The sequence below is a fragment of the Cucumibacter marinus DSM 18995 genome, assembly GCF_000429865.1.
Classification (GTDB): Bacteria; Pseudomonadota; Alphaproteobacteria; order Rhizobiales; family Devosiaceae; genus Cucumibacter; species Cucumibacter marinus.
Genome location: NZ_AUCR01000011.1, coordinates 21,244 through 45,166, shown reverse-complemented (window position 1 = coordinate 45,166; position 23,923 = coordinate 21,244). Strand labels below are relative to the sequence as shown.

Below are 23,923 nucleotides of genomic sequence, written 5' to 3'. Positions count from 1 at the left end.
GGACACGCATGGCCGGCTATCGAGAAGTCCGCGACGCCATTGTCGCCCGCATCACCTCTCAGCAATGGGAGCCCGGCGATCTTATACCCGCCGAACAGATGCTGGCCGAGGAGTTCGGCTGCACCCGCGCCACCGTCAACCGTGCCATGCAGGAAATCGCCGATGCCGGCCTGATCGAGCGCCGCCGCAAGGCCGGCACGCGGGTGGTGCGCCGTGAGCATCGTGGCGCCACACTCACCATTCCCCTGATCCGGCGTGAAATTGAAAATCGCGGCCAGCGCTATGATTACCTGCTGATCGACTGCGAGCGGGCCCCGGCGCCGGCAGCCATCCGCATGGCCTTTTCTCTCAATGCCGGACAAAGCGCCCTGCATTTGCGCTGCCTGCATTTTGCAAACAGCGTGCCGTATCAGCTCGAGGATCGCTGGATCAATCTGGAGGCCGTGCCCGAAGCCCGCGACCAGGACTTCGCCATGGTCAATCCCAATGAATGGCTGGTCGGGGCCGTGCCTTTTTCAAGCGCCGAGCACGTTTTTTCCGCCGGCATTCCCGACCCCGAAGAGGCCGAATTGCTCAAGCTGCGGCCCGGTGAACCTGTGTTCGTCATCGAACGGCTGACCTGGCTCAATACCGATACCATCACCCGGGTTCGGCTGCTTCATCCCGGCCATGCCTACCGGTTGACGACACGCGACAACGATCCTTTCAATCCGGTTCCAGCGACCGGTTAACATCATAACACATTGAAATAATGACAGTTCCTCCGCATGGATCAATGCGGAAGGGACGTTTTCGTGCGGGCAATTGGCCTCCAATTACACCCAACATGATTCTATTGGATTGCATTTTGGTATGTGATTGGTATTATAGCTCCCAAGAACGGTCTCAAGACCGCACGGACAGGGAGCTTCAACACACCATGACGGGTCAGCCCGCCACGACGGTATTCAGCCACACTGTTGGCGACACGCGGACCGGCACCCCCAACCCGGGAGCCGCCGCCAGATGAACCGCCTTTTGCGTAATGCCACCCTGTTTGACGGCACCGCCACTCTCGGGCGCCGCTCGGTGCTGATCGAGGATGGCCGCATCGCCGGCATCTTCGCCGCCGATCAGGATCTGCCCCAAGCCGATATCGTCGAGGATCTGGGCGGCCTTCTGCTCGCTCCGGGCTTCATCGACACCCAGGTCAATGGCGGCGGCGGTGTGATGCTCAACTCCGAACAAAGCGTTGACGGGCTTTCCGCCATGGTCGCCGGCCACCGGCGTTATGGCACCACCACCCTGATCGCGACCATGGTCACCGATACGCTCGATGTGATGCGCGCTGCCGCCGACGCCGTCCGCGCCGGTCTGCAGGCCGGCCTGCCGGGCCTGCGCGGCATTCATTTCGAGGGCCCCTGCTTCAATCCGCTGCGCAAGGGCGTGCACCGTCCGGACCTGTTCCGTCCGCTCGACGACGATCTGATGAAAATTTACACCGGCGCCGGTCTTGGCGCGGTGATCGTCACGCTCGCCCCCGAACAGGTCGACACCGCCCGCCTCGCCGAACTGGCCGAAGCCGGCGTCAATGTCAGCGCCGGCCATACCGGCGGCTCCTATGAAGATATCGAGGCGGCGCTCGCCGCCGGCTTGCGCGGCTTCACCCATATCTACAATGCCATGACCCCGATGACCGGGCGCGAGCCCGGTGTTGTCGGCGCCGCCCTCAATGATACCAATACCTGGTGCGGCATTATCATCGACGGTTACCACCTGCATGATGCCACCGCGCTGGCGGCAATCCATTCCAAACCGCGCGGCAAGATGATGCTCGTCACCGACGCCATGGCAACGGTCGGCGCCCGAGACAAGCGCTTTTCCCTCTACGGCCACGAGATCCGCGCGATTGATGGCCGCTGCGCGCTGCCCGATGGCACGCTCGCCGGCTCCGATCTCGACATGATGGGCGCGGTGCGCAACACCCATCGCCGCCTCGGCATCCCGCTCGAGGAAGCGCTGCGCATGGCCTCGCTTTATCCCGCCGCCTTCCTGAGGCTCGACGATCGGATTGGTCGCATTCGTCCCGGCTTCGATGCCGACATGGTGCTGATCGATCCCGAAAGCCTCGAGGTGCGCCGCACCTGGATCGCCGGCGAAGGCGAAGACGCACAAAGACTGGCGGCCTGAGATGAGCGGAACCCCCATCCTTCTCGAAGTCTGCGTTGACGATCCCGTCGGGCTCGCCGCCGCGATTGAAGGCGGGGCCGACCGCATTGAACTGTGCGCAGCCCTTTCGATCGGCGGACTGACCCCGACCTTCGGGCTGATGATCGAGGCCGCGGAAACCGGCGTGCCCGTCATGGCCATGATCCGCCCGCGCGAGGGCGGTTTCGCCGTTAGTGCCGAAGAGCGCGGCGTCATGCTCAAGGATATCGAAGCGGCGCGCGATGCCGGCCTTGCCGGTGTGGTTTTTGGTGCGTCACTGGCCGACGGCCGGCTCGACCGCGATACGCTTGCCTTTTTGCGCGATGCCGCGGGTGACCTCGATGTCACCTTGCACCGCGCCTTCGACCTGGTGCCGGACGCCGAGGCAGCGCTCGAAACGGCCATCGAAATCGGGATCCCCCGGATCCTCACCTCAGGACAAACGCCATCCGTCATGGATGGCCTGCCCCGGATCGCGGATCTGGTCCGGGCAGCAAATTCCCGGCTCGTGATCATGCCGGGCGCCGGCGTCACGCCGGACAACGCGGCCGAGATCGCAAAAGCGACCGGCGCCAGCGAGATCCATACCAGTGGAGGAGAGACAGTCACGAACACAGACCCTGCGCTCGCCCGTTTCGGGTTCGCGCCGGAGCGCGTCAAGCGGACTTCGGCGGCCCGGATATCGGCCACGCGGGCAGCGCTGAACGATATGTAAGTAGAGCGGTACCGTCCGGCCCGAGAAAATGGGAGTCGGCGGCTTGCTTTGCTCAATTGTGAAAATCCTTTTCACGAATTACCCCGTGAACCGCGATTCCCGATTGACCTCGGGCATGGATTTTCCCTAAATAGTGAAAATTATTCTCGCCAAAGCGGCAACGGCAGGAGACAGTACGGCATGAAAGTTGGCATTATCGGCCTCGGCTTCCGGTTGGGTTATCTGGCCCACGTATTCACTGAAGTCGGCGACAATTTCGAAGTCGCCGGTTACGTGGATCCGTCGCCCGCCGGCCTGCCCTATATGCAGGAGCACGGCATTTCTGCCGGTCAGGCCTATCAGTCGCCCGCCGACCTGATCGCCAACGAAAATCTCGATCTGCTGATGATCGGCTCGCCCAACCACATGCATCTCGAGCATATCCAGCTCGGGCTCGAAGCCGGCCTCAAGATCTTCTCCGAAAAGCCGATCGTCGCCTCGATCGAACAGAGCTACGCGCTCGCCGAACTGCTGGCCAGGCATGGCGAAGATCGCCTGCTGGTCGGTCTGGTGCTGCGTTATGCTCCCCTGTACCGCGACCTCATCGAGGCCCGCGACAAGGGCGAGTTGGGCGACATCGCCTCCATCGAGGCCTCCGAGCACATCGCGCCTTATCACGGCGCCTTTTTCATGCGCGACTGGCGCCGCTACGGACAGTATGCCGGCGGCTTCATGCTGGAAAAATGCTGCCACGACCTCGATCTCTATAACGGGGTTATACAGTCGCGCCCGGCCCGGGTTGCCAGCTTTGGTGGCCGCCGCTCCTTCACCCCCCAAAACGCCCCCGACAAGGCCGGCGCCAACGACATGGAAATCTATCATCGCAAGCCTTCGGGCTGGATGGGCTCGGACAAGGTGTTCGACAGCGATGGCGACCTCGTCGATTTCCAGACCGCGATCGTTCAGTACGAAAACGGTGCCTCGCTGTGCTTCCACACCAATCTCAACGTGCCTGACGAGTTCCGGCGCTTCGCGGTGATCGGCGCGCGCGGCATGGCCGAAGGCGATTTCATCCGCGGCTTCCTCAAGGTCACCGACGCCCGCACCACGGACCGTCTGGTTGACAAGACCTACACCAATTCCGGCCTGTCCCAGCATTACGGGGCCGACGAACAGATGGCGAAAGATGTCATCGACAATGTCTATCACGGCACACCGCAGCCGGTGACCGCCGTCAACGCGCTCGAGGCCGGGTTGCTGGCCATGGCCATGGACGAGGCGCGTCTTCACAACAAGCTTGTCGACATGAGCGAGATCTGGGCGCGATTTGATGCCGCCCTCAAGCGCGATCAGAGGGTTGCCTGATGCATACCACCGGACGGTTCAACTACTTCCCTTATCTCCTGCTGGTCCCGGCGCTGGTCATTACCATCGTCATCGTGGCCTGGCCGCTGGTTGAGACCTTCCGGTTGTCCTTCACGGACGCAGCGCTGAAGCCCGACGAGAACTTCGTCGGCTTCGAGAATTATGAAAAGATCTTCTCCGGCCGGTTCCCCGAGGTGATCGGGCGCACCTTTGTGTGGATGTTCTGGTCGGTCGGTCTCAAGATGATCGTGGGCACGCTGGGCGCCGTCCTGCTCAACGCCGCCGTGCCCGGCCGCGGCCTGTTCCGCGTGCTGGTCATGCCGCCCTGGGTCGTGCCGATCGCGATCGGCGTGTTCATCTGGGGCTGGATGTATAACGGCCAGTGGGGGATGATTTCCGGCGTGGCCCAGATCATCGGGCTGGTCGATGGGCCCTTCGAGTTCCTCGCCTACCGCGACACCGCCTTCATCGCCACCATCGTCACCGATGTGTGGATCGGCACCCCGCTGGTGACCATCTATCTGCTGGCCGCCATGCAGTCGATTCCGAACGATCTGCATGAGGCGGCCTGGGTCGACGGTGCCAGCCGGGCCTATCGCTTCCGGCGCATCACCCTGCCCCTGATCCTGCCGGCGGTCGCGACCATGTCGCTTCTGTCCTCGATCTGGACCTTCAATTCCTTCGACATCATCTGGATCCTCACCGAGGGCGGACCGCGCGGTGGCACCACCACGATGATCATCGACACCTACAAGACCGCGATCTCGCGCTTCCGCTACGGGGAAGGCGCGGCCCGGGCCGTACTTATCGTGCTGTTCCTGTCCGCATTCGCCGGCTTCTATTTCTACCTGATTTCCCGCTTCGCCAGGGGAGGCGCTGACAATGATCAATAAGTATCGCTGGTACGAGGTCGTCGGGATCTATCTCGGCATCGCCGCCTTCCTCAGCTTCATTCTCGCGCCTTTCCTCGAGGCCTTCCTGGTGTCGCTGCGCCCGCTGGACCGGATCTTTTCCGCGCCCTACCGCATCTTCACCGAGAATATGAGCTTCGACACCTACTTCAACATGTGGACCTCGGTTCCGCTGTTGTGGCGCTACATGCTCAACTCGCTCTTCATCTCCACCGTGGTGACCATTGTCGCGCTGATCGCGATCATCCCGGCGGCCTATGCCTTTGCCCGCTTCAAGTTCCGCGGGTCGAACGCCCTGCTCGGCGCCTTTCTGGCCATCAACATGGTCGGTGGCGCGGTGCTGATCATCCCGCTTTACAAGCTGATGCTGTCGCTCGGGCTGCTGAACACCTATTGGGCGATGATCATCCCCGGCGCGGCCTTCACCATTCCCACGGGCATCTGGCTCCTGCGCTCCTATCTCTTGCGCATTCCGCGCGAGCTCGAGGAAGCCGCCTGGGTCGATGGCGCCAGCCGGTTGTACACCTTGCGCCGTGTGATCATTCCGATCGCCATTCCCGGCATCGTCGTGGTCGCGGTCGCCACCTTCATCACTGCCTATGCGCAGCAGTTCCTGTTCGCGTTGACCTTCAACTCGACCAATGAGCTCAACCCGCTGCCCGTGGGCCTGTTCCAGTTCTTTGGCCGTCAGACCGTCGTTTGGAACGAACTGATGGCTGCCAGTTTGGTCGGCATCTTGCCAGTGCTGATCATCTACATCTTCCTGCAACGCTTTATCGTGGCTGGCCTCACCGCCGGCGCAGTGAAGGAATGATGTCAATCAACTTCGGCAACAAAACTACTAAGGGAGAATGACATGAAGGCTCTATCTATTCTGGCGGGGGGCGCACTGCTCCTCGGGTCGCTGACGGCGGCCCATGCCCAGACCGAGATCTATATGATCAACTGCGGCGACGGGGTCACCGGCGGCGGTCCGGCCAAGCACGCCGAACTGATTGCCGAATGGGAAGCCGCCAATCCTGACTACAAGGTCAACCTGGAATATGTGGCCTGGGGCCAGTGCCAGGAAAAGTCGACCACCCTGGCCAGCGCCGGCAACCCGCCCGCTCTTGCCTATATGGGCTCGCGTACCCTCAAGCAGCTTGCCCAGAACGATCTGATCGTTCCCATGGAGCTGTCTGACGAAGAAGTGGCCGCCTATGCGCCGCCGATTCTGGGCACCGTGAGCTACAATGGTCAGGCCTGGGGTGCTCCGGTGGCGTTCTCCACCAAGGCCCTTTACTGGAACAAGGACCTGTTCGAAGCCGCTGGCCTCGACCCCGAAAAGGCTCCCGAGACCTGGGACGAGCTGTATGACGCCGCCAAGGCCATCTCGGACAACACCGACGCCGACGGCTTCGGTCTGGCCGCTGCCTCCTTCGATAACACCATGCACCAGTTCCTGAACTACGTGTATTCGAACGGTGGTCAGGTCATCAACGACGATGGCGAAATCGTCTTCAACTCGCCGAACAACGTTCAGGCTCTCGAGTTCTACGGCAAGTTGGCCGAAGTCTCCCAGCCCGGCCCGCTCGCCTATGACCGCGCCAAGCTGCGTCCGCTGTTCGTTGAAGGCAAAATCGGCATGTTCATCTCCGGTCCGTGGGAACGCGGCCTGGTCGGTGACGTGAACTGGGGCGTTGCTCCGGTCCCTGCCGGCCCGATGGGCAAGCACGGCACGCTGCTGATCACCGACTCCCTCGCCGTCTTCAAGGGCTCGGGCGTTGAAGAAGCCGCGCGTTCGCTCGCCAAGTGGCTGACCAACGAAGAAAACCAGATGGCTTTCGATATTGCCGCTGGCAACACCCCGATCTATTCGGGCGACGCCACCGCCAACCTGATCTCGGAAGATCCGACCTGGGGTCCGTTCCTCGACATCATCCCCGATGGTGGCCCGGAGCCCTTCGTGACCGACTACATCGGTCTGCAGGACACGATCAACGAAGCGATCCAGGGCGTTGTGCTCGGCGAAGTTGACGCGGAAACCGCTGTCGCCGACGCTGCTGCTCAGCTCGAAGACTACAAGTAAGCAATCCGGGACCCGGCCGGTTCGCCGGCCGGGTCCCCCAGCCACATCCCCCCGGGATGGCACAGGAGGCAGGGCGTGGGACAACTCGCACTCAATAATGTCAAGAAGCGCTTCGGCAAGCTCGAGGTCATCAAAGGCGTCTCGCTCGAAGTCGAAGACGGCGAATTCGTGGTGTTTGTCGGCCCTTCGGGCTGTGGCAAGTCCACGCTGTTGCGCATGATCGCTGGCCTTGAGGAGATCACATCGGGCGATGTGAACATCTCAGGCAAGCGCGTCAACGACCTGCCGCCGGTCAAGCGCGGCATCTCGATGGTCTTCCAGTCCTATGCGCTTTATCCGCATATGTCGGTTTATGAGAACATCGCTTTCCCCCTGCGCGTCGAAAAGCGCCCGCAGGATGAGGTCGAAAAGCGGGTGCATCGCGCCGCCGACATCCTTCAGCTGCACGAAAGGCTGCACCATCGCCCGGGTGAACTTTCCGGCGGTCAGCGCCAGCGCGTCGCCATCGGCCGCGCCATCGTGCGCGAACCCAGTGTCTTTCTGTTCGACGAGCCGCTCTCGAACCTCGACGCGGCCCTGCGCGCGGAAATGCGTGTCGAACTGGCCAAGCTGCATGGCGATCTCGACGCGACCATGATTTACGTGACCCACGATCAGGTCGAAGCCATGACCATGGCCGATCGCATCGTGGTGCTGCGCGACGGCGAAATTGCCCAGGTGGGCTCGCCGCTCGAGCTCTATCACAAGCCGGCGAATACCTTCGTGGCCGGGTTCATCGGCAACCCGAAGATGAACTTCCTCGCCGTCAAATGTGTCGGCCAGTCCGACAATGGTGTCACCATCGAGCTTCCCTCGGGCACCAAGGCCGAGATCCCGGTCAAGACGGACAACAGGGACGTTGCCGGTCAGGAGCTGACGCTCGGGGTGCGCCCCGAACACATTCTGCTCAATGAAGGCGATATCCGTTTTGATATCTCGCCCTCGGTCATTGAGCGTCTCGGTATCCACACCGTCGCCTATTCTCAGCCCGAAGGGGTCGACGGCACATTCTGCGCCCTTTTGCCGGGCAATGCTCCGGCCCGGGTCGACGACACGATCACCATCGGCTTCAACGCCTCTGACTGCCACCTGTTCACCTCGGACGGCAAGGCTCTCGAGCGCCAGGTCGAACTGACCGAAATCGATCCCGAGCTTCTCGCAAAGCAAGCAAAGGCAGGCTGAACGGGCCGGGCATCGCCCGGTCTTGATAAAGCACTGTCAGACGTCCTCCCGACCTGTTGCCGCCCCCTACCGGGGGCGGTTTTTTCTTGTGCCACCGCACCCGTTGTCGGTCGTATCCGGTCGGTCCCGAATGTCAGATCTGCGGAACAGGATCCGCACACGAAAAGGGCGGCCCCGAAGCCGCCCCCACGAATTGTCACTATCCCTGAAACGTGGATGCATCTACCAGACCTGGCCCCGTGCCAGGATCGGTTCGACCCGTGTCACCACACCGTCGCGGTGAAACACCATGAAGTCGAACAGGTTGGTTACGACACAGGTGTGGTTCGGCACAATCGATACTCGGTCGCCAACCGCCGGACGGTCGCCCGCATGCGGTCCGAGATCGATCACCCCGTGCTCCTCGGAAAGGCCGGTGATCCTTGCCTCGGGCAGATCAGGCAGCAAGCCATGGTCTTCAAAGCCCAGAAGATCGGAGGTCAACGCCTTGGAACCGGCATCGATAACGGCCCGCTCGGGCGTCGGCCGCGAGACCACGGTCGCAAGGATTCGCATCGCGCAGTCTTCGAGCGTGCAATGCCCGGCGCGCATCATCGCCCGGTCGTTGTAAACGTAAGTCCCGGCGCGATGTTCAGTGGCCGTCGGTACCAGATGCGCTGAAAACAGCGAGGGCGTGCCACCATTGGTGATGACGGGACACGGAATGCCGGCACCATCGAGCGCACCCTTGGCGGCGGCGAAAAAGGCCTCTGTCCGCTCTTCGCTACGGGGGGCCGGGTAGGTCATCAACCCGCCGAAAGCGAGCCCCGGTGCCTGAAAGATGGTCTTGGCCAGCGCCACCGCGTCTTCGGGGCTCTGGACCCCGCATCGTCCGCCGCCGGTATCGCATTCGACCAGCACGGTCAGCGGTCGCTCTGCGGAAAAGGTGTTGGCGAGGCCCTCTATGGTTGCTGCGCTGTCTGCGGTTACCGACAGCCGCGGCACATCCGCATGCAGCGCCTTGAGGGCATCGAGCTTGCCTTCGCCGACAATGTTGTAGGTGATCAGGATATCGGCGAAGCCCGCATCGGCGAAGACGCGCGCTTCGGAGATCTTCTGGCAGTTGATTCCCACTGCCCCCGCCTCAAGCTGCCGACGTGCCACGCTCGCGAGCTTGTGGGTCTTGATATGGGGCCGAAACGCGATGCCGTGCTGACGCATATAGGCCTGCACGCGCTCGATATTGGCTTGCATCACCGCTTCATCGATTACCGGGATCGGTGTGGGCAAGGTCTCGATGCGCTGGCCCGGTGCGATATCGGGAAACCGGGTCATACCGGTTCATCCTGAACCAGCGCGCCTTGGGGATCGGCGACCATGGGCCAGATATCTTTGGGCGCCTTGCGATAGGCATTGGTCGCCGGATCGTTCGGATAGGGTGAGCCCGCCGAACAATAGATGATTTCCGCCGCGATCCGCGCAAAGGCAGCGTGGAAATGGTTGGTCGACTTGATGACCAGGATCTTGCGCGATGTCGGCGCGATGCCCAGCGCCGAGAAGACGCTCGGATCGAAGCTTTGCGCGCGGGTCGAATTGAGAATCACATCGATCCCCTTGATCCGGATATGCGCCGAATCCCCGATGGGTACAAATGACGCGCCAAAGGCCTGTTCCGCCTGTGGCACGACCTTCACCACCTTGACGAGACCATCAATGGGCTGACCCGTGCCTGGCGCCGACTTGGCCCCGAACCGCAAGGGAATTTCTGCTCCTTCACCCGCTGCCATGCAGATCTGCACCGCGATCGGGTCCCAGATCGTTCCGAAAGCGATATCGGTCATGTCCCGCTCGAGCGCGGCCTCCAGCAAAACCGTCGAATCCCCTGCGGTGCCGCCGCCGGGATTGTCCCAGACATCGGCGATGACCACAGGTCCCTTCGGCGCGGCGGCAGCCTTGTCGAGGGCGGCGTTCACATCGTCCTGGGCCATGATGAACTGCCCACGCTTGTCGAACAGTTCGCGCCCGAGCGATTTGGCCAGGGCGTCGCCCTTCTGCTTGTTGTCATTGGTGATCACGAGCAGCTTGGTGCCCATTTCAGGCACATCGCCGGCCATGAAGCCATGAACCACGGTCACCGAGAGAACTTCCGGATCGTCTTTTTCCAGCGCATACAGCCGGTCGACGAAGCCGCGCATGGGTTGTTTCGATGTCGGATAGACGTCGATCATCCGGGGATCGTAGACGCTCATCACCGGCTTGACCTCGCCGTCGAGCGCATCGAGCACGATCCGCCACAAATCCTCGGCCCGTTCGACAAAATCGGTATGCGGAAACTCCTTGAACCCCACCAGCACATCGGCGGCGGCGACCCGTTTCCTGGTCAGATGGCTGTGCGGGTCGAATTCCGCCCCGATCAGCACATCGGGGCCCACGATCTCGCGGATGCGGGACAACAGATCCCCTTCCACATCGTCATAGCCATTCGCGACCATCGCCCCGTGCAGGCCCATCACCACCGCATCGACCGGCATGGCGGCCCGCAGCTGATCGAGGATTTCGTCCCGCAGCCCTTCATAGGCCTGACGATTCACCAGCCCCGCCGGATCGGCCCAGGCCGCGGTTCCCTCGATCAGGGTGAAGCCGCGCTCGTGGGCGTAGCGGCGCCCTACGGTCAGCGGCGCCGAGCACAGGGTTGGGCTATCCGGATGCTCCCCCGGCCGCGCATAAAGCGAGGCCTCGAACGCCCGGCGATCGATACAGATGGGTGAAAAGGTATTGGTCTCGGTGGCGAGAACCGCAGTGAAGATGCGCAACATGCTGCCTTGTGTTGAGAAAGGCTGACCCGGAACCGGTCAGCCCTTCCGCGACCCCATGGGATTGGGCAGATAGCCGGTGAACCCGGTGATCTTCCAGTGGCCATCGACCTTCCGGCAATAATAGAGCGTCTGCCAGTTCATGACGTCCTTGCCGCCATCGGCGCGCGCGATCGTGCCTTCGAATTTTTTGTGGACCAGCGCCACCGCACCCACGATGTCGATATCGCGCAGCACGGTATTGCGGTGGATCGCCGCTTGCCGGTCCTCGGCATATTCGGTCTTTGCCGATTCTTCCGCCTGGCGCAGCCATTCGTCGCGGTATGTCTCGAGATCCGCGAACAGCGGAGACCAGTGATCGGGATTGTCGGTACCGTTCCCATTAATGCCCAAAAAAGTCTCGGGCACGAAGTCGTCCTGAACGAGCGACCAGTCGGCGTTCACGAAGGCTTCGATATCGCGGGAAACGAGCATCTCCCAGATGGCATGCCGATCGGGGTCGGACGCCGGAAAGGGGTTGCGAAAAGAGTCAGACATTGTAAAAAATTTGCATTCCGAGTGGATTTTCCTCCCCAAAATCCCCTCAATCTGGCAAAATGTCAATCGAATACGAAAATGATTTGCATGAATCACACGAGGTGTCACCCATGAGCATCAAACGCTACGGAGCTGAAAAATCAGGCGCCGGCGGCCAGAATCTTCCCTTTGCGCGCGCTGTTGAAGCCGATGGCTGGCTCCACGTCTCCGGCCAGGTCGCCATGCTGGACGGCGAAATCGTCGGCACCGGGATCATAGAGCAAACCCACCAGACGATAAAGAACGTGATCGCCATCCTCGAAGAAGCCGGCTACGGGCTCGAACATGTCGTGCGCTGTGGCGTCTGGCTCGACGATCCGCGCGATTTCTGGTCCTTCAACGGCGTCTATAAGAGCTATTTCGGCGAACACCCGCCGGCCCGCGCCTGCGTGCAGGCTTCCCTGATGGTCGACTGCAAGGTGGAGATCGACTGCATCGCCTACAAGGCGCCGACCGGCTAATCTGCCGTCCGGATTCACCCAACAAGGACAGTGTGATGGACATTCTGGCGGCCCTGCAATCGGAAATGGACAAACTGCCGAAATCCGAGCAGCGCATTGCCGAGATCCTGTTTTCGGATCTCGGCTTCGCCACCAATGCCTCGATCACCGAACTGGCGGCCCGGGCGGAGGTCTCCCCGCCCACCGTCACCCGTTTCTGCCGCCGGATCGGCTGCAATTCCTTTTCCGACTTCAAGGTGCGCCTGGCCCAGTCCGCCTTTGTCGGCACGCGCTATCTGCGTCCTGAATCCAAGGTGTTCTCCGCCGCCGACGCCGCTGAGAACGTCATCACCAAGGCCCAGTCCGCGCTTTACCAGCTGCACGCCAATCTCGATGCCGAGCTCTATGAAATGGTCTCGGGCCGCATCGCGCGGTCGACCATGGTTTATGCTTTCGGTTCGGGCGGCAATTCAGCGATGATCGCCAATGAATTGCAGAACCGCCTTTTCCGGCTCGGCCTGCGGGTGACCGCCAGCGACGACCATGGCCTGCAATTGATGATGGCCGCGACCGTCAAGCCGTCCGATGTGGTGATCGGCTCTTCGATCACCGGCAATGACGATGCGCTGGTGAAAGCGCTTGAGGCGGCCAATGGCTACAAGGCCCACACCGTCGCCATCACCCGGCCGGGCTCGCCGGTGGCCGCCGCTGCCGACAGCGTCTTGCCCATCGATCTGCCCGAGGGGGTCAATATCCTGCGCCCCACATCGACCCGCTTCGCCTTTCTCGCCGCCATCGACATTCTCGCCCTTCTCGTCGCCATGCGCATCGAGGGCGGTGCCGTTGAAACCCTGCGGCGTATCAAGCACCAGCTTGTCACCCATCGCGACAAGCACGACCGCGAACCCATGGGCGACTGAACAGGACGTTCAGTTCGGGCCATATGCCGGTTCACCGGCAGGCCGCCCCAACCTTCTTGAGGAAATGAGATGACCCAGACCAGACCCATCGCGATCGTGACCGGCGCCGCCGGCGATATCGGCCGCGCCATCGCGGTCCGGCTGATCCGGAACGGCTACCGCACCGCCCTCGCCGATATCGACCCCGAGGCCGCCGAGGCGGCCCGCGAGATCGTCGACCCCTCCGGCGAAAACGCTTTCACCGTTATCGCCGATGTGACCAACCGTGCCTCAAGCGACGCGATGGTCGAGGAAGCGGCTACCAAAGGCCCGGTGTCCCTGCTGGTAACCAATGCGGGCGCGGCGGGCGATCTTTCGAGCCAGTCGATGACCGACGCCATGTGGCAGCGCGATATCGATCTCAACCTGACCGCGCATATGGTCGGCTTCAAATCGGCCCAGAAGGCGCTGATCGAGAACAAGGGCAGCCATATCGCCATCGCTTCGGTCAACGGCATCGGTTTTTACGGCCATCCGGCTTATAGCGCTGCCAAGGCCGGGCTCATTCATCTGGTGCACATGCTGGCCGCCGAATTCGGCCGCTATGGTGTGCGCGTCAACGCCGTCGCGCCGGGCACCGTCAAGACCCAGGCCTGGCAGGACCGTGCCGCCATCAATCCCAATGTGTTCGAGGATGCCCGCCGCTGGTATCCGCTGCAGCGCATCGCCGAGCCCGGCGATGTTGCCAATGCGGTTGCCTTTCTGGCCAGCGGTGAGGCTGCCGCGATCACCGGGGTCTGCCTGCCGGTCGATTGCGGTCTGACCGCCGGCCTGCCGGCTCTGGCCCACACCTTCACCCAATCCAACGACTACCCCTCCGCAACCGAGTAACATTTCATGCCGACTGCCCCCTACCGACTCGAGTCGGTCTGGTTCGAAGCGACCGACGACTATGGGTTCGATCTCACATTGTTCAATCTGTCCGACAAGCCGATCTCCGGCTTCCGGCTCGCCTATTCGGCGCTGACCCGCACCGTTCCCGGCCATCGTGTCGAGAATGGCGAACAGACCAAAAAGCTTGCCAACTATCACGAGTTCGCCCCGCCTGAGGGCCTGACCCTTGTGCCCGGCGAAAGCTGGAATTTGCGCATTACCGGGCTCACCCGCCACGCCCAGCACGTCAATGACGGGCCCGGCGGCGCGCATCTGTTGTTCGACGACGGCAGCTCAGCCGAGGTCGAATGCGCCGATCTCATATTGTCGGGCGGGCTCAGCACCCGCGCCGAGCCGCTCTTGCCTCAAGGCACCCCGCAAATGGGCGCGGCGCTCGTGCCCTGGCCGAACGAGATCGCGCTCGAAGGCAAGGCCAAGACGCCTGTCGCGCTTTTTGCCGCCAATGGCGCCACCCGCGAAGATATGGCCGCGATCTCGGCAGTGACCTCGCTCGCCAAACGCGTCTTCCCGCTCGACACCCAGCCCTTTGCGCTGGTGCGGGCGCCAAGCGGTCTGCCGCTTCATCTTGAGGCGGACAGCGGCCTTGCCGCGGTCGGCTACCGGATCGCCATCGAAAAGGACAAGGTCACCCTGGCCTATGGCGATGCACAGGGCCGGCATTACGGGCTCGTCACCCTCGCCCAGCTCCTGCATGGCGCCCGCGACGATGATGACGGCTTTGTCTGGCCCGAGACCGGTACCATCGTCGATGCTCCGCGCTATGAATGGCGCGGCAGCCATCTCGATGTCTCGCGGCAATTCTACTCGATCGAATCCGTGACCCGCTTTGTCGATCTGCTCGCCTGGCACAAGATGAACATCTTCCACTGGCACCTGACCGACGACGAGGCGTGGCGGCTCGAGATCAAGGCCTATCCGGAATTGATCGAGACCGGCTCGAAACGCGGCGCCCATGAAAAGATGGTGCCCCAGCAGGGCAGTCCCGCCACCACCTATGAGGGCCATTACACCCAGGACCAGGTCCGCGCCCTTGTGGCCCATGCCGCCGCGATCCATGTCGATGTGGTGCCCGAGATCGATATCCCGGGCCACTGCAATGCGGTGCTCTATTCACTCCCGCATCTGCGCGACCCGGAAGAGGACACCTCGGAAGCCTATCTGCCGGTTCAGGGTTACCCCAACAATGCCCTCAATCCGGGCATGGAAGAGACCTATGAGTTCCTCGAAAAGGTGCTCGCTGAAGTCGTCGACCTGTTCCCCTCCCACTACATTCACCTTGGCGGCGACGAAGTTGCCGAAGGGGCATGGCTGCAATCGCCGCGCGCCCGCGGTTTGATGCAGCGCGAAGGTCTGCCCGGCACCCCGGAACTGCAGGCCTATCTGCTCAACCGGGCCCAGGAAATCCTCAAAAAGCATGGCCGCGCCTTGGCCGGCTGGGACGAGATGAGCCATGGCGGCGGGGTCAATCCCGAAGGCGCGCTGATGATGGCCTGGCAAAAAGGCGAGGTCGGACCGGCCCTCGCCGGGATGGGCTATGATGTCATCATGACCCCGGGCGAAGCCTATTATCTCGACATGGCCCAGGCCGATGATTGGCAGGAATCGGGCGCGAGCTGGGCCGGTACCGTGCCGCCCCACACGACTTATCATTTCGAGGCCGCCGCCGATTTCGGCCCCGAGCTGATCGGCAAGCTCAAGGGCGTGCAGGCCTGCATCTGGTCCGAAAGCATCCGCAGCCGCGACCGCTTCAACCGCACGGTCTTCCCCCGGCTTTCGGCCATTGCCGAGGCCGGCTGGACCCAAAGCGCCGCCAAGGATTGGCAGCGCTTTTCGGCCAATACCCGGCTGATGCCCGCGCTCTAGGGCGCTCTGGAATCAGGGTGCGGCCGGGGTGCGTGCCCGCTCCGGCCGCAATCCTTCCTGTGCCCTCCCGACTTGCGCCCGCGCCCAAGCTCGGGCATGAAAAAGACGGGGCGAGAAGGGATTAAGGGATGGAACGCTTGGGAATGGCTTTCCGGCTTTGGGCACTTGTCATCATTGCCGCCGGCTTCTGGGCCGCGGGCCTGTCTGCGGCCAGCGCCGAAAACCGGTTCGCGCTGGTGATTGGCAACTCCGCTTATGAATCCGTGGGGCGATTGCCCAACGCAACCGGCGACGCCGATCTCATCGCGGCGTCGCTCGAGGCTATGGGTTTCGAGGTGCGCAAGCTCACCGATCTGACCGAAGACGCCATGGGCGAAGCGCTGGACGATCTGGCCCGCCGCGCGCCCGAGATCGATGTCGGCGCGCTTTATTATGCCGGTCACGGCATCCAGGCCGACGGCGAAAACTATCTCATCCCCATCGATGCCCGGCTCGAAAGCGAGACTGCGATCGAACGCGAGACCATCTCGCTCAACAGCTTTTTGTCAGTCTTCGAGCAGATGCCGATCTCGCTGATCTTTCTCGATGCCTGCCGCAACAACCCGCTCGCCGATCAGCGCGTCTCCGAGGGCCGTTCGGTTGCCGTCAGCCGCGGCCTGGCCGTGGTGCGCGCCACCGGCGACATGCTGATCACTTATGCGACCCTGCCCAACGCCGTCGCCTCGGACGGGACCGAGGGCAATTCTCCCTTCGCCCGCTCCCTGTCGCGCCATATGCGAACCCCCGATACCGAAGTGTCGGTTATCATGAAACGCGTCACCCGCGATGTGATGCAGGAGACAAGCGGCGAACAGCGGCCCCAGCAGCTCTCCCAGATGCAGCGCGAGTTTTACTTCGCCGAAACCGACAGCGACGAAATCGTGCGCGATGAGATCCGCACCAGCTTCACCGCCTACCCATCGACCGTGGTTCCGGGCGAGGAAGTCGCCGTGCTCGCCGATCTGGGCCGTGCCTGCGTGCCCACCTTCTTCAACCTCTCGCCAAGCCGCCAGGTCACCCCGATCCCGCTCCAGTTCTTCCGCACGGTTGAACTGGGCGGCGGGCAATTGCGCTACGAGATCTCACCGGGCTCGCGCTACGGCTTGCGGGTAACCGAGGAGGACGAGAAGGGAGAACACGATATCGGGTTTTACTGTTCGCCCGATCAATCGCTTGAAAAGGCCCAGATTGTCGACCTGCTCAACCAGATTCACGCCCGGATTGGGGAAGGCGCACCACGCGGTGAAATCGAGATGGCCGGCACGCCCATCCCCTATCATTTCGGCAGCTACACAATTCAGTAGCGCCACCGGCACGGAGAACGCCATGCCCGCTTCATTCGACCTCATCGGACCGGGCGTGGCGGCTCTCGCGCTTGTTCTCACCACCGCCGTCCTGCCGGCCGCCGCCGCGGACATCGCTCTTCAGACCCGGCAATCCAACCAGATCTCGCCGGGCGGCTCGATCACCTGCAATTTCACCTTGAGCGGTGTCATCCTGCGGGGCGATGCCGACCGCTTCCTCGCGGTCGCCGAGGGGATCGACTATGAAACCGCCAATCCCTTTGTCTGTCTCGACAGCCCGGGCGGATCACTGGCCGAGGCCGTAAAGCTTGCCCGCGCGATCAATCGCCAGGGCATCTCAACCTATGTCGGACCCGGCGCCCGCTGCGAATCTGCCTGCTCCATCGCGTTTCTGGGCGGAGGCTATGCCGAGGAAGGCAATGTCATCCCCCAGCGCTACATCCACAACACCGCAAGGCTGGGCTTTCACGCCCCGGCGCTCGAACTGCCGGCCGGGACCTATACTGACGCCGAGGTCACCCAGGCTTATGCGGTGGCCCTGCAATCGGTCTCGGCAACCATGAACGAATTGATGATGGACGGGCGCATGGCGGTGAGCCTTCTGGGCGTCATGCTCGACACCCCGCCCGCCGACATGACCTATGTCGACACGATCGACAAGGCGGGCCGCTGGGCGATCTCGATCCTGCCGTCCGCAGCCCGATTGCCCCTCGACCCGGCGGTCGTTGCCCGCGGCTGCGCCAATCTGCTTGCGTGGCAGAACGATGATTCCGCCATCATCCCCGACTACGGGCCGCGCAGCACCGAGCTCGACAGCGATTTCTCGCTCACCCGGCTGGATGCGGGGGAGGAAAGTGTGGCGCGATACCGGATCGAGTTCTTCGGCATGTATCTCGAGGGCTGCGAATTTTCCATTCCGAGCGCCGATGAAACCATCTCTCACGGGACGGTCTGGATGAACACCATCAATGATATCGGCTTTTCCTCCGATCCCCATCGCATGTCCATCGCCGACTATCTCGATCCGCGCACACGGCTCGCCGACCTGCCCTGATCGCTTCCGATTGCCGAATTACCGCTGCTATGGCACAACCGGGGAGCGGGGAATGACTGTCAAATGGGGACGCCGACATGAGATCCTGGCTCTTTGCCGCGCTTTTCTTGCTTTTGGGCAGTGCCGCCGCCCAGGCGCAAGCGACCATTACTCTTGATTCCTTCGGACTCGACGTCGAAGACGACGGGGCGACGCTGGCACCTCAGCCTCAAGGCGAGATGGCCCAGTGCCTCCTCGATCAGGCCAATTGCGACAATGCCGAATATAAGGGTGCGACCCAGCTCTCCATCGATGATGTGGTCAATCTGCAGATCGTCGATCATGAAGACATCGACGAGAACGCTGCCGGCCTCAACCAGTCGCCGGGCAACACCGCCTCCCCGACCCTGCCGACCCTCGATGTCGAGATCCTGTTCGACTATGACAGCGACACCTTGCGCGCTGACCAGGGTGCCAAGCTCAACGAGCTGATCGGGCTGATGAACGACCCGGCCTTTGCCGGCTATCGCTTCGGGATAATCGGGCATACCGACGCCAAGGGCGATCCGGCCTATAACCGCGATCTGTCCTATCGCCGCGCCGCCGCGGTTATTGCCTATATCGCCGATTACGGCGGGATCGCCTCTGGCCGGCTTGTCGCGCGCGGTCTGGGCGCGGACCAGCTCAAGGCGCCGGCCGATCCCTTCGGCGCCATCAATCGCCGCGTTCAGCTCGTTGCCATCCCGGTCAAGCAGTAGCCGCCGCATGACCCGCTTGCTGATTTCCTGCGCCGCAGTGTTGCTGACGGCGCTTGCCGGTCTTGTCGTGCCGATAGTCATCGCACCGGCTTATTCGGCCACGATTGAATGGCGGCCCGATCTGGCCGACCGTGTTGAGGCGCTCAAGCCTGTCTTTCCCCGAGAAGGGCCGATCTCGGTCAAGGGGCCGCGCGATCCGTTTCTTGTCGACTGGCTGATCGACGCCCAGGACCGGGGCCTGACGCTCAATCCGGTGATGATCTCGGGGGTCATCGAACCCGGCGACGCCGAAGCCTTCAGGGCATTGGTGGCGGACACCTACAATGTCGTCGTCATCTTCGACAGCCCCGGCGGGTCCTTCACCGAGGGCTTTGCGCTGGGCGGTGAACTCGTCGACATGCTGGGCGGCAATGACGCCCCCGCCCTGCTGGGGGTCTATGTGCTTGAAGGCCAGCGTTGCATGTCCGCCTGCGCCGTCGCCTTCGCCCGGGTTGCCGATCTTGACCATGCCAGCGCCGCCGACATCCGCTATGTCGAACGCGGCGGCCAGCTGGGCTTTCACATGCCTTTTCTGCCCGAAGACCTGGCAGAGCAAACCGGCAGGGCCGGCGAACTGCTCGACCTGAGTTACGACATTACCGGACTTTTCAACGAGCTGCTGATCGGCGGCGCCAACCCGCCCACCCTGATGCGCGAAATCCTCAAATACCGCACGGCGGACGAATTCTATGTCCTGCGCGGCGGCCGCGACACCTGGAGCATGGGTTTCACCCCTGTGGCTGATGGCGGCGCGGTGCGCCCCAGCGGGCAGGTGGCGCTCGATCTGGAGACCGTCACGACCCTGTGCCAGTTCAGCTTCGTGCATGGCCGCATGGTCAAGGCCGGCTCGGATATGGAGTTCACCCAGTTCGCCTGGGCCCTGCCCGAAGAGATTCCGCTGGTCAGTGAGATGGTCGATGAGACCGGCGCAACGAGTTTCGCCATCGGTTCGGAGACCGGCCATTCCTGTGGCTTTACCCTCAATGACGATGGCACTTACGGCATTGCCGTCTGGTACGGCGCTCAGGGCTGCACCCCGGCCCGCGATCCGTTCGATGCCGACTACTCCTGGTGCCCGGTCACCCTCAACCGGACATCGACCGTCACCGCCGGTTTTGTCGCCGAGGCTTTAGGTTGTGCCGACGGCACCTACACATCGGCAAGTTCCTTCATGACCCCGCGCATCGAGCGTGAAGTGAACATGCGCGCCGGTCCTTCGACCGAAGATGAAGTCCTTGGCCAGGCCCAACCCGGCATGGAGTTCGAGATCACCGGCTGTCGCGTCACCGCTGACAGCCAGGACGTCTGGTACGAGATTCAAACCCCCGGCCAGGGAGGCTGGATCAGCGCCCGCTTTGTTGGCGGCCGCGATTTCCTCGGAGCATCATGATGATGAAAAAGGGTCTATCGGCGCTCGGCATTGCTCTATTCACCGCCTCGCTGAGCATGCCACTCACCGTTTCAACCAGTGCGACTGCGGCAGAGATCACCCTGCGCCCCGATCTCGTCGACCGCGTCGCGAGCCTCAGGCGGGTGTTTCCGCGACAGGGCGCCGGCTCGGTCCTCGGGGAGGAACCCCCCGAAGGCTTCGATCCCAATGCCGAATTTTCCTATGAGGGCCGGTCGGCCAATGTGCTCCTGGTGTCGGGGGTCATTGAACCGGGCGATGCCGAACGGCTCGAACCCATGATGCGGGCCAATGCCCCGGTCGTGGTCGCCTTCGACAGTCCGGGCGGCTCCTTCACCGAGGGCTTCCGCATCGGCGAGGCGCTGCAAGCCGATCTCGGCAGCCAGGACCCGGCGCTTGAGGCGGTCTACGTCCTCAACGGCAATCGTTGCATGTCCGCCTGTGCTGTCGCTTTTTCGATGGCGGTCAATCTCGCCATCCGCGGCATCAACGATCGCCGCTTTGTCGAACAGGGCGCAAAGCTCGGTTTCCACATGCCCTACCTGCCGGAGGACAAGGCCGGGCAGACCGGCACGGTCGGCGACCTGCTCAACCTCGCCTATGACATTACCGGTGCCTTCAATCGGCTTCTGATGGGGGGCGCCAACCCGCCCCACATGATGGACGAGATCCTCAAGCACCGCACCGCAGACAGTTTCCTAACCCTCAACGGCGATGGTGACACCTGGATCTACGGCTTCTCGCCGGTTTCCTCGACCATTACCGCCCGGCCGGCCACGACCGTCGCGCTCGATTTCGAGGCCGGAGCGCGGGTGTGCACTTTCCTTTTCGAGAATTCGCGCATCCTCAAGGGCGATGCCGATATCCAGTACACCGACTATTTCCAGTCCGCTGACGGGGTCACCGCCACCGTCAGCGAGGCCATCGAGCAGCTCGATATCAAGGCCTATGAATATGGTGCGGGCACCGGCTTCACGTGCCGGTTCCAGGTCAATGACGACAACACAGTGGGGGTCGCGGTATTCCGCGGGCCGCAGGAATGTCCCGGCGTCGAACGGGAAGACTGGGATGTCCGTCTATGCGCCTCCCGGCCGGGCCCGGCCCATCTGCTGACCGTCGGCCTTCTCGCCGATTCCCTGGGCTGCTCGCCCGAAGGGCTTTACGAGAACATGCGCTCGATCAAGCATTTCGTTGCCAAGCGCGCCGTCAATATGCGCGCCGAACCCGACCTTGAAGGCACCGTCATCGCCGAACTGCCCATCTATACCAGTGTCGCCCTCACCGATTGCCGCATCACCACCGATCATCAGGGGGTCTGGTACCGGATCGAGAGCGAAGCGGGCAATGGCTGGGTCAGCGCCCGCTTCATCGGCGCCGGGCTCGGCTAGAGGCGAAGACGCCTGGTCACCCTTTGCGCGAATAGAGATAGAGCGACAGCGGCGCGAAGATCACCGTCAGCACTGCCGGAGCAATCAGCGCGAGCCCGATCTGGCTGGCATCCACCGTGCCGTCGAGAATGCCGCGTGCTGCCGTTGTCAGATGCGCCACCGGGTTGAACGCAATCGCCGTTTGCAGCCATTGAGGCATGGTCGCGGTATCGACGAAAATATTCGATCCGAAGGTGATCGGCATCAAAAAGAACCAGGACATGGTCATCACCGAGCTCGAGCTGCGCACCACCAGCCCGACCGTGACGAAGATCCAGGTGAAGCCGAGCGCGAACACATCGAGCAGCAGGATCACGAGGATCATGCCCAACAGCCCGGTCTCGGGGCGGAACCCCATGATCAGCCCGATCAGGAACACGATGATCGCCGAGATGGTGTGGCGCTGCAGATCGGCCACCATCGCACCCATTATCGGGGACAATCGCCACACCGGCAGCGACCGGAACCGGTCATAGACGCCCTTGCCGAGATCGGTATTGAGCGTGAACCCGGTATAGATGGTGGCGAACATTACCGTCTGCACCAGGATGCCTGGCAACAGGAACTGCAAATAGGCCTCGGTCGATCCCGCCAGCGCTCCGCCGAACAGATAGGTGAACATCACCGTGAACATCACCGGGGTGATCACCGCATCGAACATCTGCTCGGGCATGTGCTTGATCTTGAGGAGACCGCGCCAGGCAAAGGTCAGCACATTGGCAAGCGGACCCGGCGGATCGGGCCGCACCGACGTATCGAGCACTTTCTCGATCGCCGCGCCCGCGATCCGCTTTTCACCCTCGATAGTGCTCATTGGGCCGCCTCCTTGCTGACGGCTTCCGCTGCCACCGGTGTTTCTGTTTCCGTGTGGTGTCCGGTCAGGGCAAAGAACACTTCATCAAGGCTTGGCTGGCCAAGCGAGAAATCGCTGACCGCAATCCCGGCATCGGCCAGCGCCGCCAGCGCGTGCCCGGCGCTTGCATCGTCCGGCACCATGGCATTGAGGCGCCGCGGTTCGCTGTCGAATTCAACCGTCACGCCGAGGGCTTTTTCGAGGATCGTCTGAGCGGCCTCGCGCCGCCCCGGTTCGGCCAGCCGCACATGCAACGCCCCGGCGCCGACGGACGCCTTGAGTTCGGTGCTGGTGCCTTCCGCAATCATCCGGCCATGATCGATCACTGCGATCCGGTCGGCCAGCTGGTCGGCCTCCTCGAGATATTGGGTGGTCAGGAGCACGGTGGTGCCTGCCGCTGTCAGGCGCCGGATAATGTCCCAGACCTGGTTGCGGCTTCTCGGATCAAGCCCGGTTGTCGGCTCATCGAGAAACAGCAGCTCCGGCGTTGTCACCAGGCTCGAAGCGATATCGAGCCGCCGCCGCATGCCACCCGAATAGGACTTGGCCTGCTTGTTGGCCGCATCCGCAATGCCAAACGCTTCGAGCAGTTCCTCCGCCCGGGCCCGGGCTCCCTTGCGGGAAAAGCCGAGCAGCCGCCCGATCAGCACCAGGTTTTCCTGGCCCGACAAATCTTCATCGACCGAGGCGAACTGTCCGGTCAGGGCGATCCGGCGCCGCAGCGCCGCCGCCTCGCGCACAAGGTCGTGCCCCAGCACCCGGGCCTCTCCGCCATCGGGACGCGCCAGGGTCGCCAGCATCCGCACCGTCGTGGTCTTGCCGGCGCCATTGGGCCCCAACAGCCCGAAAATACTGCCCTTGGGGATCATCAGGTCGATGCCGTCAACGGCGGGTTTGCCGCCATAGAGCTTTCGAAGACCATGGGTTTCAACAGCTTGATCTGAAGTGGTCATGGCGTGCTGCGTCCTTTCGCCGAAGCAGCCAAGATAGGCAGTCCGCTCAACCCCTTCAACGCAAGAACCTTCGGATTGATTTGTTTCGATGTTAACGGCTTGGTTAAGCCCCCCGGCTATGGTTGCGCCAACCTGACCG

At 62.7% G+C, this 23,923-nt stretch carries 22 protein-coding genes; 17 read left to right on the top strand and 5 right to left on the bottom strand.

Translation table 11 applies throughout. The features are described from left to right. The first annotated feature begins 8 nt into the window (after positions 1-8). From G489_RS0108350 to G489_RS0108315, 8 genes are all read left to right on the top strand, one after another. Positions 9-731 (top strand): UTRA domain-containing protein, encoded by a 723-nt coding sequence (locus tag G489_RS0108350; protein ID WP_029041165.1) that lies wholly within the window; start codon positions 9-11, stop codon positions 729-731. 274 nt (positions 732-1,005) lie between these two features. Continuing rightward, complete coding sequence (gene nagA, locus G489_RS0108345) at positions 1,006-2,169, top strand: N-acetylglucosamine-6-phosphate deacetylase (RefSeq protein WP_051332433.1); 1,164 nt, start codon at positions 1,006-1,008, stop codon at positions 2,167-2,169. Position 2,170: 1 nt separating this feature from the next. Then, positions 2,171-2,902 (top strand): copper homeostasis protein CutC, encoded by a 732-nt coding sequence (locus G489_RS0108340; RefSeq protein WP_029041163.1) that lies wholly within the window; start codon positions 2,171-2,173, stop codon positions 2,900-2,902. Positions 2,903-3,082: 180 nt separating this feature from the next. Next, a complete protein-coding gene (locus G489_RS0108335; RefSeq protein WP_029041162.1) occupies positions 3,083-4,246 on the top strand; it encodes a Gfo/Idh/MocA family protein in 1,164 nt (387 codons plus the stop codon). After that, positions 4,246-5,139 (top strand): carbohydrate ABC transporter permease, encoded by an 894-nt coding sequence (locus G489_RS0108330; RefSeq protein ID WP_029041161.1) that lies wholly within the window; start codon positions 4,246-4,248, stop codon positions 5,137-5,139. Before G489_RS0108335 ends, G489_RS0108330 begins: the two co-directional genes overlap by 1 nt. Next, positions 5,129-5,971: a carbohydrate ABC transporter permease gene (locus G489_RS0108325; protein WP_029041160.1), complete on the top strand. Its 843-nt coding sequence runs from the start codon at positions 5,129-5,131 to the stop codon at positions 5,969-5,971. The genes G489_RS0108330 and G489_RS0108325 overlap by 11 nt, the downstream gene beginning before the upstream one ends. Before the next feature lie 42 nt (positions 5,972-6,013). Further along, the gene (locus G489_RS0108320; protein WP_029041159.1) at positions 6,014-7,225 is read left to right on the top strand and encodes an ABC transporter substrate-binding protein; all 1,212 of its coding nucleotides are present in this window, start codon (positions 6,014-6,016) and stop codon (positions 7,223-7,225) included. A 75-nt stretch (positions 7,226-7,300) separates the two neighbouring features. Continuing rightward, complete coding sequence (locus G489_RS0108315; protein ID WP_029041158.1) at positions 7,301-8,446, top strand: ABC transporter ATP-binding protein; 1,146 nt, start codon at positions 7,301-7,303, stop codon at positions 8,444-8,446. Positions 8,447-8,668: 222 nt separating this feature from the next. On the opposite strand, the gene G489_RS0108310 is transcribed toward G489_RS0108315, so the two are convergent. From G489_RS0108310 to G489_RS0108300, 3 genes are read right to left on the bottom strand one after another with little or no spacing between them, the layout of a single operon-like run. After that, positions 8,669-9,760 (bottom strand): D-TA family PLP-dependent enzyme, encoded by a 1,092-nt coding sequence (locus G489_RS0108310; protein WP_029041157.1) that lies wholly within the window; start codon positions 9,758-9,760, stop codon positions 8,669-8,671. Continuing rightward, complete coding sequence (locus tag G489_RS0108305) at positions 9,757-11,238, bottom strand: M81 family metallopeptidase (protein WP_029041156.1); 1,482 nt, start codon at positions 11,236-11,238, stop codon at positions 9,757-9,759. Before G489_RS0108305 ends, G489_RS0108310 begins: the two co-directional genes overlap by 4 nt. Positions 11,239-11,277: 39 nt before the next feature. Beyond that, positions 11,278-11,775: a hypothetical protein gene (locus G489_RS0108300; protein WP_029041155.1), complete on the bottom strand. Its 498-nt coding sequence runs from the start codon at positions 11,773-11,775 to the stop codon at positions 11,278-11,280. 110 nt (positions 11,776-11,885) lie between these two features. On the opposite strand from G489_RS0108300, the gene G489_RS0108295 reads away from it, so the two are divergent. From G489_RS0108295 to G489_RS0108255, 9 genes are all read left to right on the top strand, one after another. Next, positions 11,886-12,275, top strand: coding sequence for a RidA family protein (locus G489_RS0108295; RefSeq protein ID WP_029041154.1), 390 nt, complete (start codon positions 11,886-11,888; stop codon positions 12,273-12,275). A gap of 35 nt (positions 12,276-12,310) precedes the next feature. After that, positions 12,311-13,174, top strand: coding sequence for a MurR/RpiR family transcriptional regulator (locus tag G489_RS0108290; protein ID WP_029041153.1), 864 nt, complete (start codon positions 12,311-12,313; stop codon positions 13,172-13,174). A 69-nt stretch (positions 13,175-13,243) separates the two neighbouring features. Continuing rightward, on the top strand, positions 13,244-14,044 hold the full coding sequence (locus tag G489_RS0108285; RefSeq protein ID WP_029041152.1) for an SDR family oxidoreductase: 801 nt from the start codon (positions 13,244-13,246) through the stop codon (positions 14,042-14,044). Positions 14,045-14,050: 6 nt separating this feature from the next. After that, positions 14,051-15,970, top strand: coding sequence for a beta-N-acetylhexosaminidase (locus G489_RS0108280; RefSeq protein ID WP_029041151.1), 1,920 nt, complete (start codon positions 14,051-14,053; stop codon positions 15,968-15,970). Positions 15,971-16,098: 128 nt separating this feature from the next. Continuing rightward, the gene (locus G489_RS21750; RefSeq protein WP_051332432.1) at positions 16,099-17,313 is read left to right on the top strand and encodes a caspase family protein; all 1,215 of its coding nucleotides are present in this window, start codon (positions 16,099-16,101) and stop codon (positions 17,311-17,313) included. A 22-nt stretch (positions 17,314-17,335) separates the two neighbouring features. Next, positions 17,336-18,367, top strand: a complete 1,032-nt coding sequence (locus G489_RS21745; protein WP_029041150.1) for a COG3904 family protein — start codon at positions 17,336-17,338, stop codon at positions 18,365-18,367. A gap of 77 nt (positions 18,368-18,444) precedes the next feature. Beyond that, positions 18,445-19,104 (top strand): OmpA family protein, encoded by a 660-nt coding sequence (locus tag G489_RS21740; RefSeq protein ID WP_051332431.1) that lies wholly within the window; start codon positions 18,445-18,447, stop codon positions 19,102-19,104. Positions 19,105-19,111: 7 nt separating this feature from the next. Next, positions 19,112-20,533, top strand: coding sequence for an SH3 domain-containing protein (locus tag G489_RS0108260; RefSeq protein WP_029041149.1), 1,422 nt, complete (start codon positions 19,112-19,114; stop codon positions 20,531-20,533). Beyond that, the gene (locus G489_RS0108255; RefSeq protein ID WP_081691467.1) at positions 20,530-21,939 is read left to right on the top strand and encodes an SH3 domain-containing protein; all 1,410 of its coding nucleotides are present in this window, start codon (positions 20,530-20,532) and stop codon (positions 21,937-21,939) included. The genes G489_RS0108260 and G489_RS0108255 overlap by 4 nt, the downstream gene beginning before the upstream one ends. 16 nt (positions 21,940-21,955) lie before the next feature. On the opposite strand, the gene G489_RS0108250 is transcribed toward G489_RS0108255, so the two are convergent. Then, entirely contained in the window at positions 21,956-22,792 is an 837-nt protein-coding gene (locus G489_RS0108250) for an ABC transporter permease (RefSeq protein ID WP_029041147.1), read from the bottom strand. Next, positions 22,789-23,784, bottom strand: coding sequence for a daunorubicin resistance protein DrrA family ABC transporter ATP-binding protein (locus tag G489_RS0108245; RefSeq protein WP_029041146.1), 996 nt, complete (start codon positions 23,782-23,784; stop codon positions 22,789-22,791). Before G489_RS0108245 ends, G489_RS0108250 begins: the two co-directional genes overlap by 4 nt. Between the last annotated feature and the right edge of the window lie 139 nt (positions 23,785-23,923).

Coding starts and splice junctions, on each gene's coding strand:
- G489_RS0108350 (WP_029041165.1), top strand. CDS start 9: ATGGCCGGCTATCGAGAAGTCCGCGACGCCATTGTCGCCCGCATCACC.
- nagA (WP_051332433.1), top strand. CDS start 1,006: ATGAACCGCCTTTTGCGTAATGCCACCCTGTTTGACGGCACCGCCACT.
- G489_RS0108340 (WP_029041163.1), top strand. CDS start 2,171: ATGAGCGGAACCCCCATCCTTCTCGAAGTCTGCGTTGACGATCCCGTC.
- G489_RS0108335 (WP_029041162.1), top strand. CDS start 3,083: ATGAAAGTTGGCATTATCGGCCTCGGCTTCCGGTTGGGTTATCTGGCC.
- G489_RS0108330 (WP_029041161.1), top strand. CDS start 4,246: ATGCATACCACCGGACGGTTCAACTACTTCCCTTATCTCCTGCTGGTC.
- G489_RS0108325 (WP_029041160.1), top strand. CDS start 5,129: ATGATCAATAAGTATCGCTGGTACGAGGTCGTCGGGATCTATCTCGGC.
- G489_RS0108320 (WP_029041159.1), top strand. CDS start 6,014: ATGAAGGCTCTATCTATTCTGGCGGGGGGCGCACTGCTCCTCGGGTCG.
- G489_RS0108310 (WP_029041157.1), bottom strand. CDS start 9,760: ATGACCCGGTTTCCCGATATCGCACCGGGCCAGCGCATCGAGACCTTG.
- G489_RS0108300 (WP_029041155.1), bottom strand. CDS start 11,775: ATGTCTGACTCTTTTCGCAACCCCTTTCCGGCGTCCGACCCCGATCGG.
- G489_RS0108295 (WP_029041154.1), top strand. CDS start 11,886: ATGAGCATCAAACGCTACGGAGCTGAAAAATCAGGCGCCGGCGGCCAG.
- G489_RS0108290 (WP_029041153.1), top strand. CDS start 12,311: ATGGACATTCTGGCGGCCCTGCAATCGGAAATGGACAAACTGCCGAAA.
- G489_RS0108285 (WP_029041152.1), top strand. CDS start 13,244: ATGACCCAGACCAGACCCATCGCGATCGTGACCGGCGCCGCCGGCGAT.
- G489_RS0108280 (WP_029041151.1), top strand. CDS start 14,051: ATGCCGACTGCCCCCTACCGACTCGAGTCGGTCTGGTTCGAAGCGACC.
- G489_RS21750 (WP_051332432.1), top strand. CDS start 16,099: ATGGAACGCTTGGGAATGGCTTTCCGGCTTTGGGCACTTGTCATCATT.
- G489_RS21745 (WP_029041150.1), top strand. CDS start 17,336: ATGCCCGCTTCATTCGACCTCATCGGACCGGGCGTGGCGGCTCTCGCG.
- G489_RS21740 (WP_051332431.1), top strand. CDS start 18,445: ATGAGATCCTGGCTCTTTGCCGCGCTTTTCTTGCTTTTGGGCAGTGCC.
- G489_RS0108260 (WP_029041149.1), top strand. CDS start 19,112: ATGACCCGCTTGCTGATTTCCTGCGCCGCAGTGTTGCTGACGGCGCTT.
- G489_RS0108255 (WP_081691467.1), top strand. CDS start 20,530: ATGATGATGAAAAAGGGTCTATCGGCGCTCGGCATTGCTCTATTCACC.
- G489_RS0108250 (WP_029041147.1), bottom strand. CDS start 22,792: ATGAGCACTATCGAGGGTGAAAAGCGGATCGCGGGCGCGGCGATCGAG.
- G489_RS0108245 (WP_029041146.1), bottom strand. CDS start 23,784: ATGACCACTTCAGATCAAGCTGTTGAAACCCATGGTCTTCGAAAGCTC.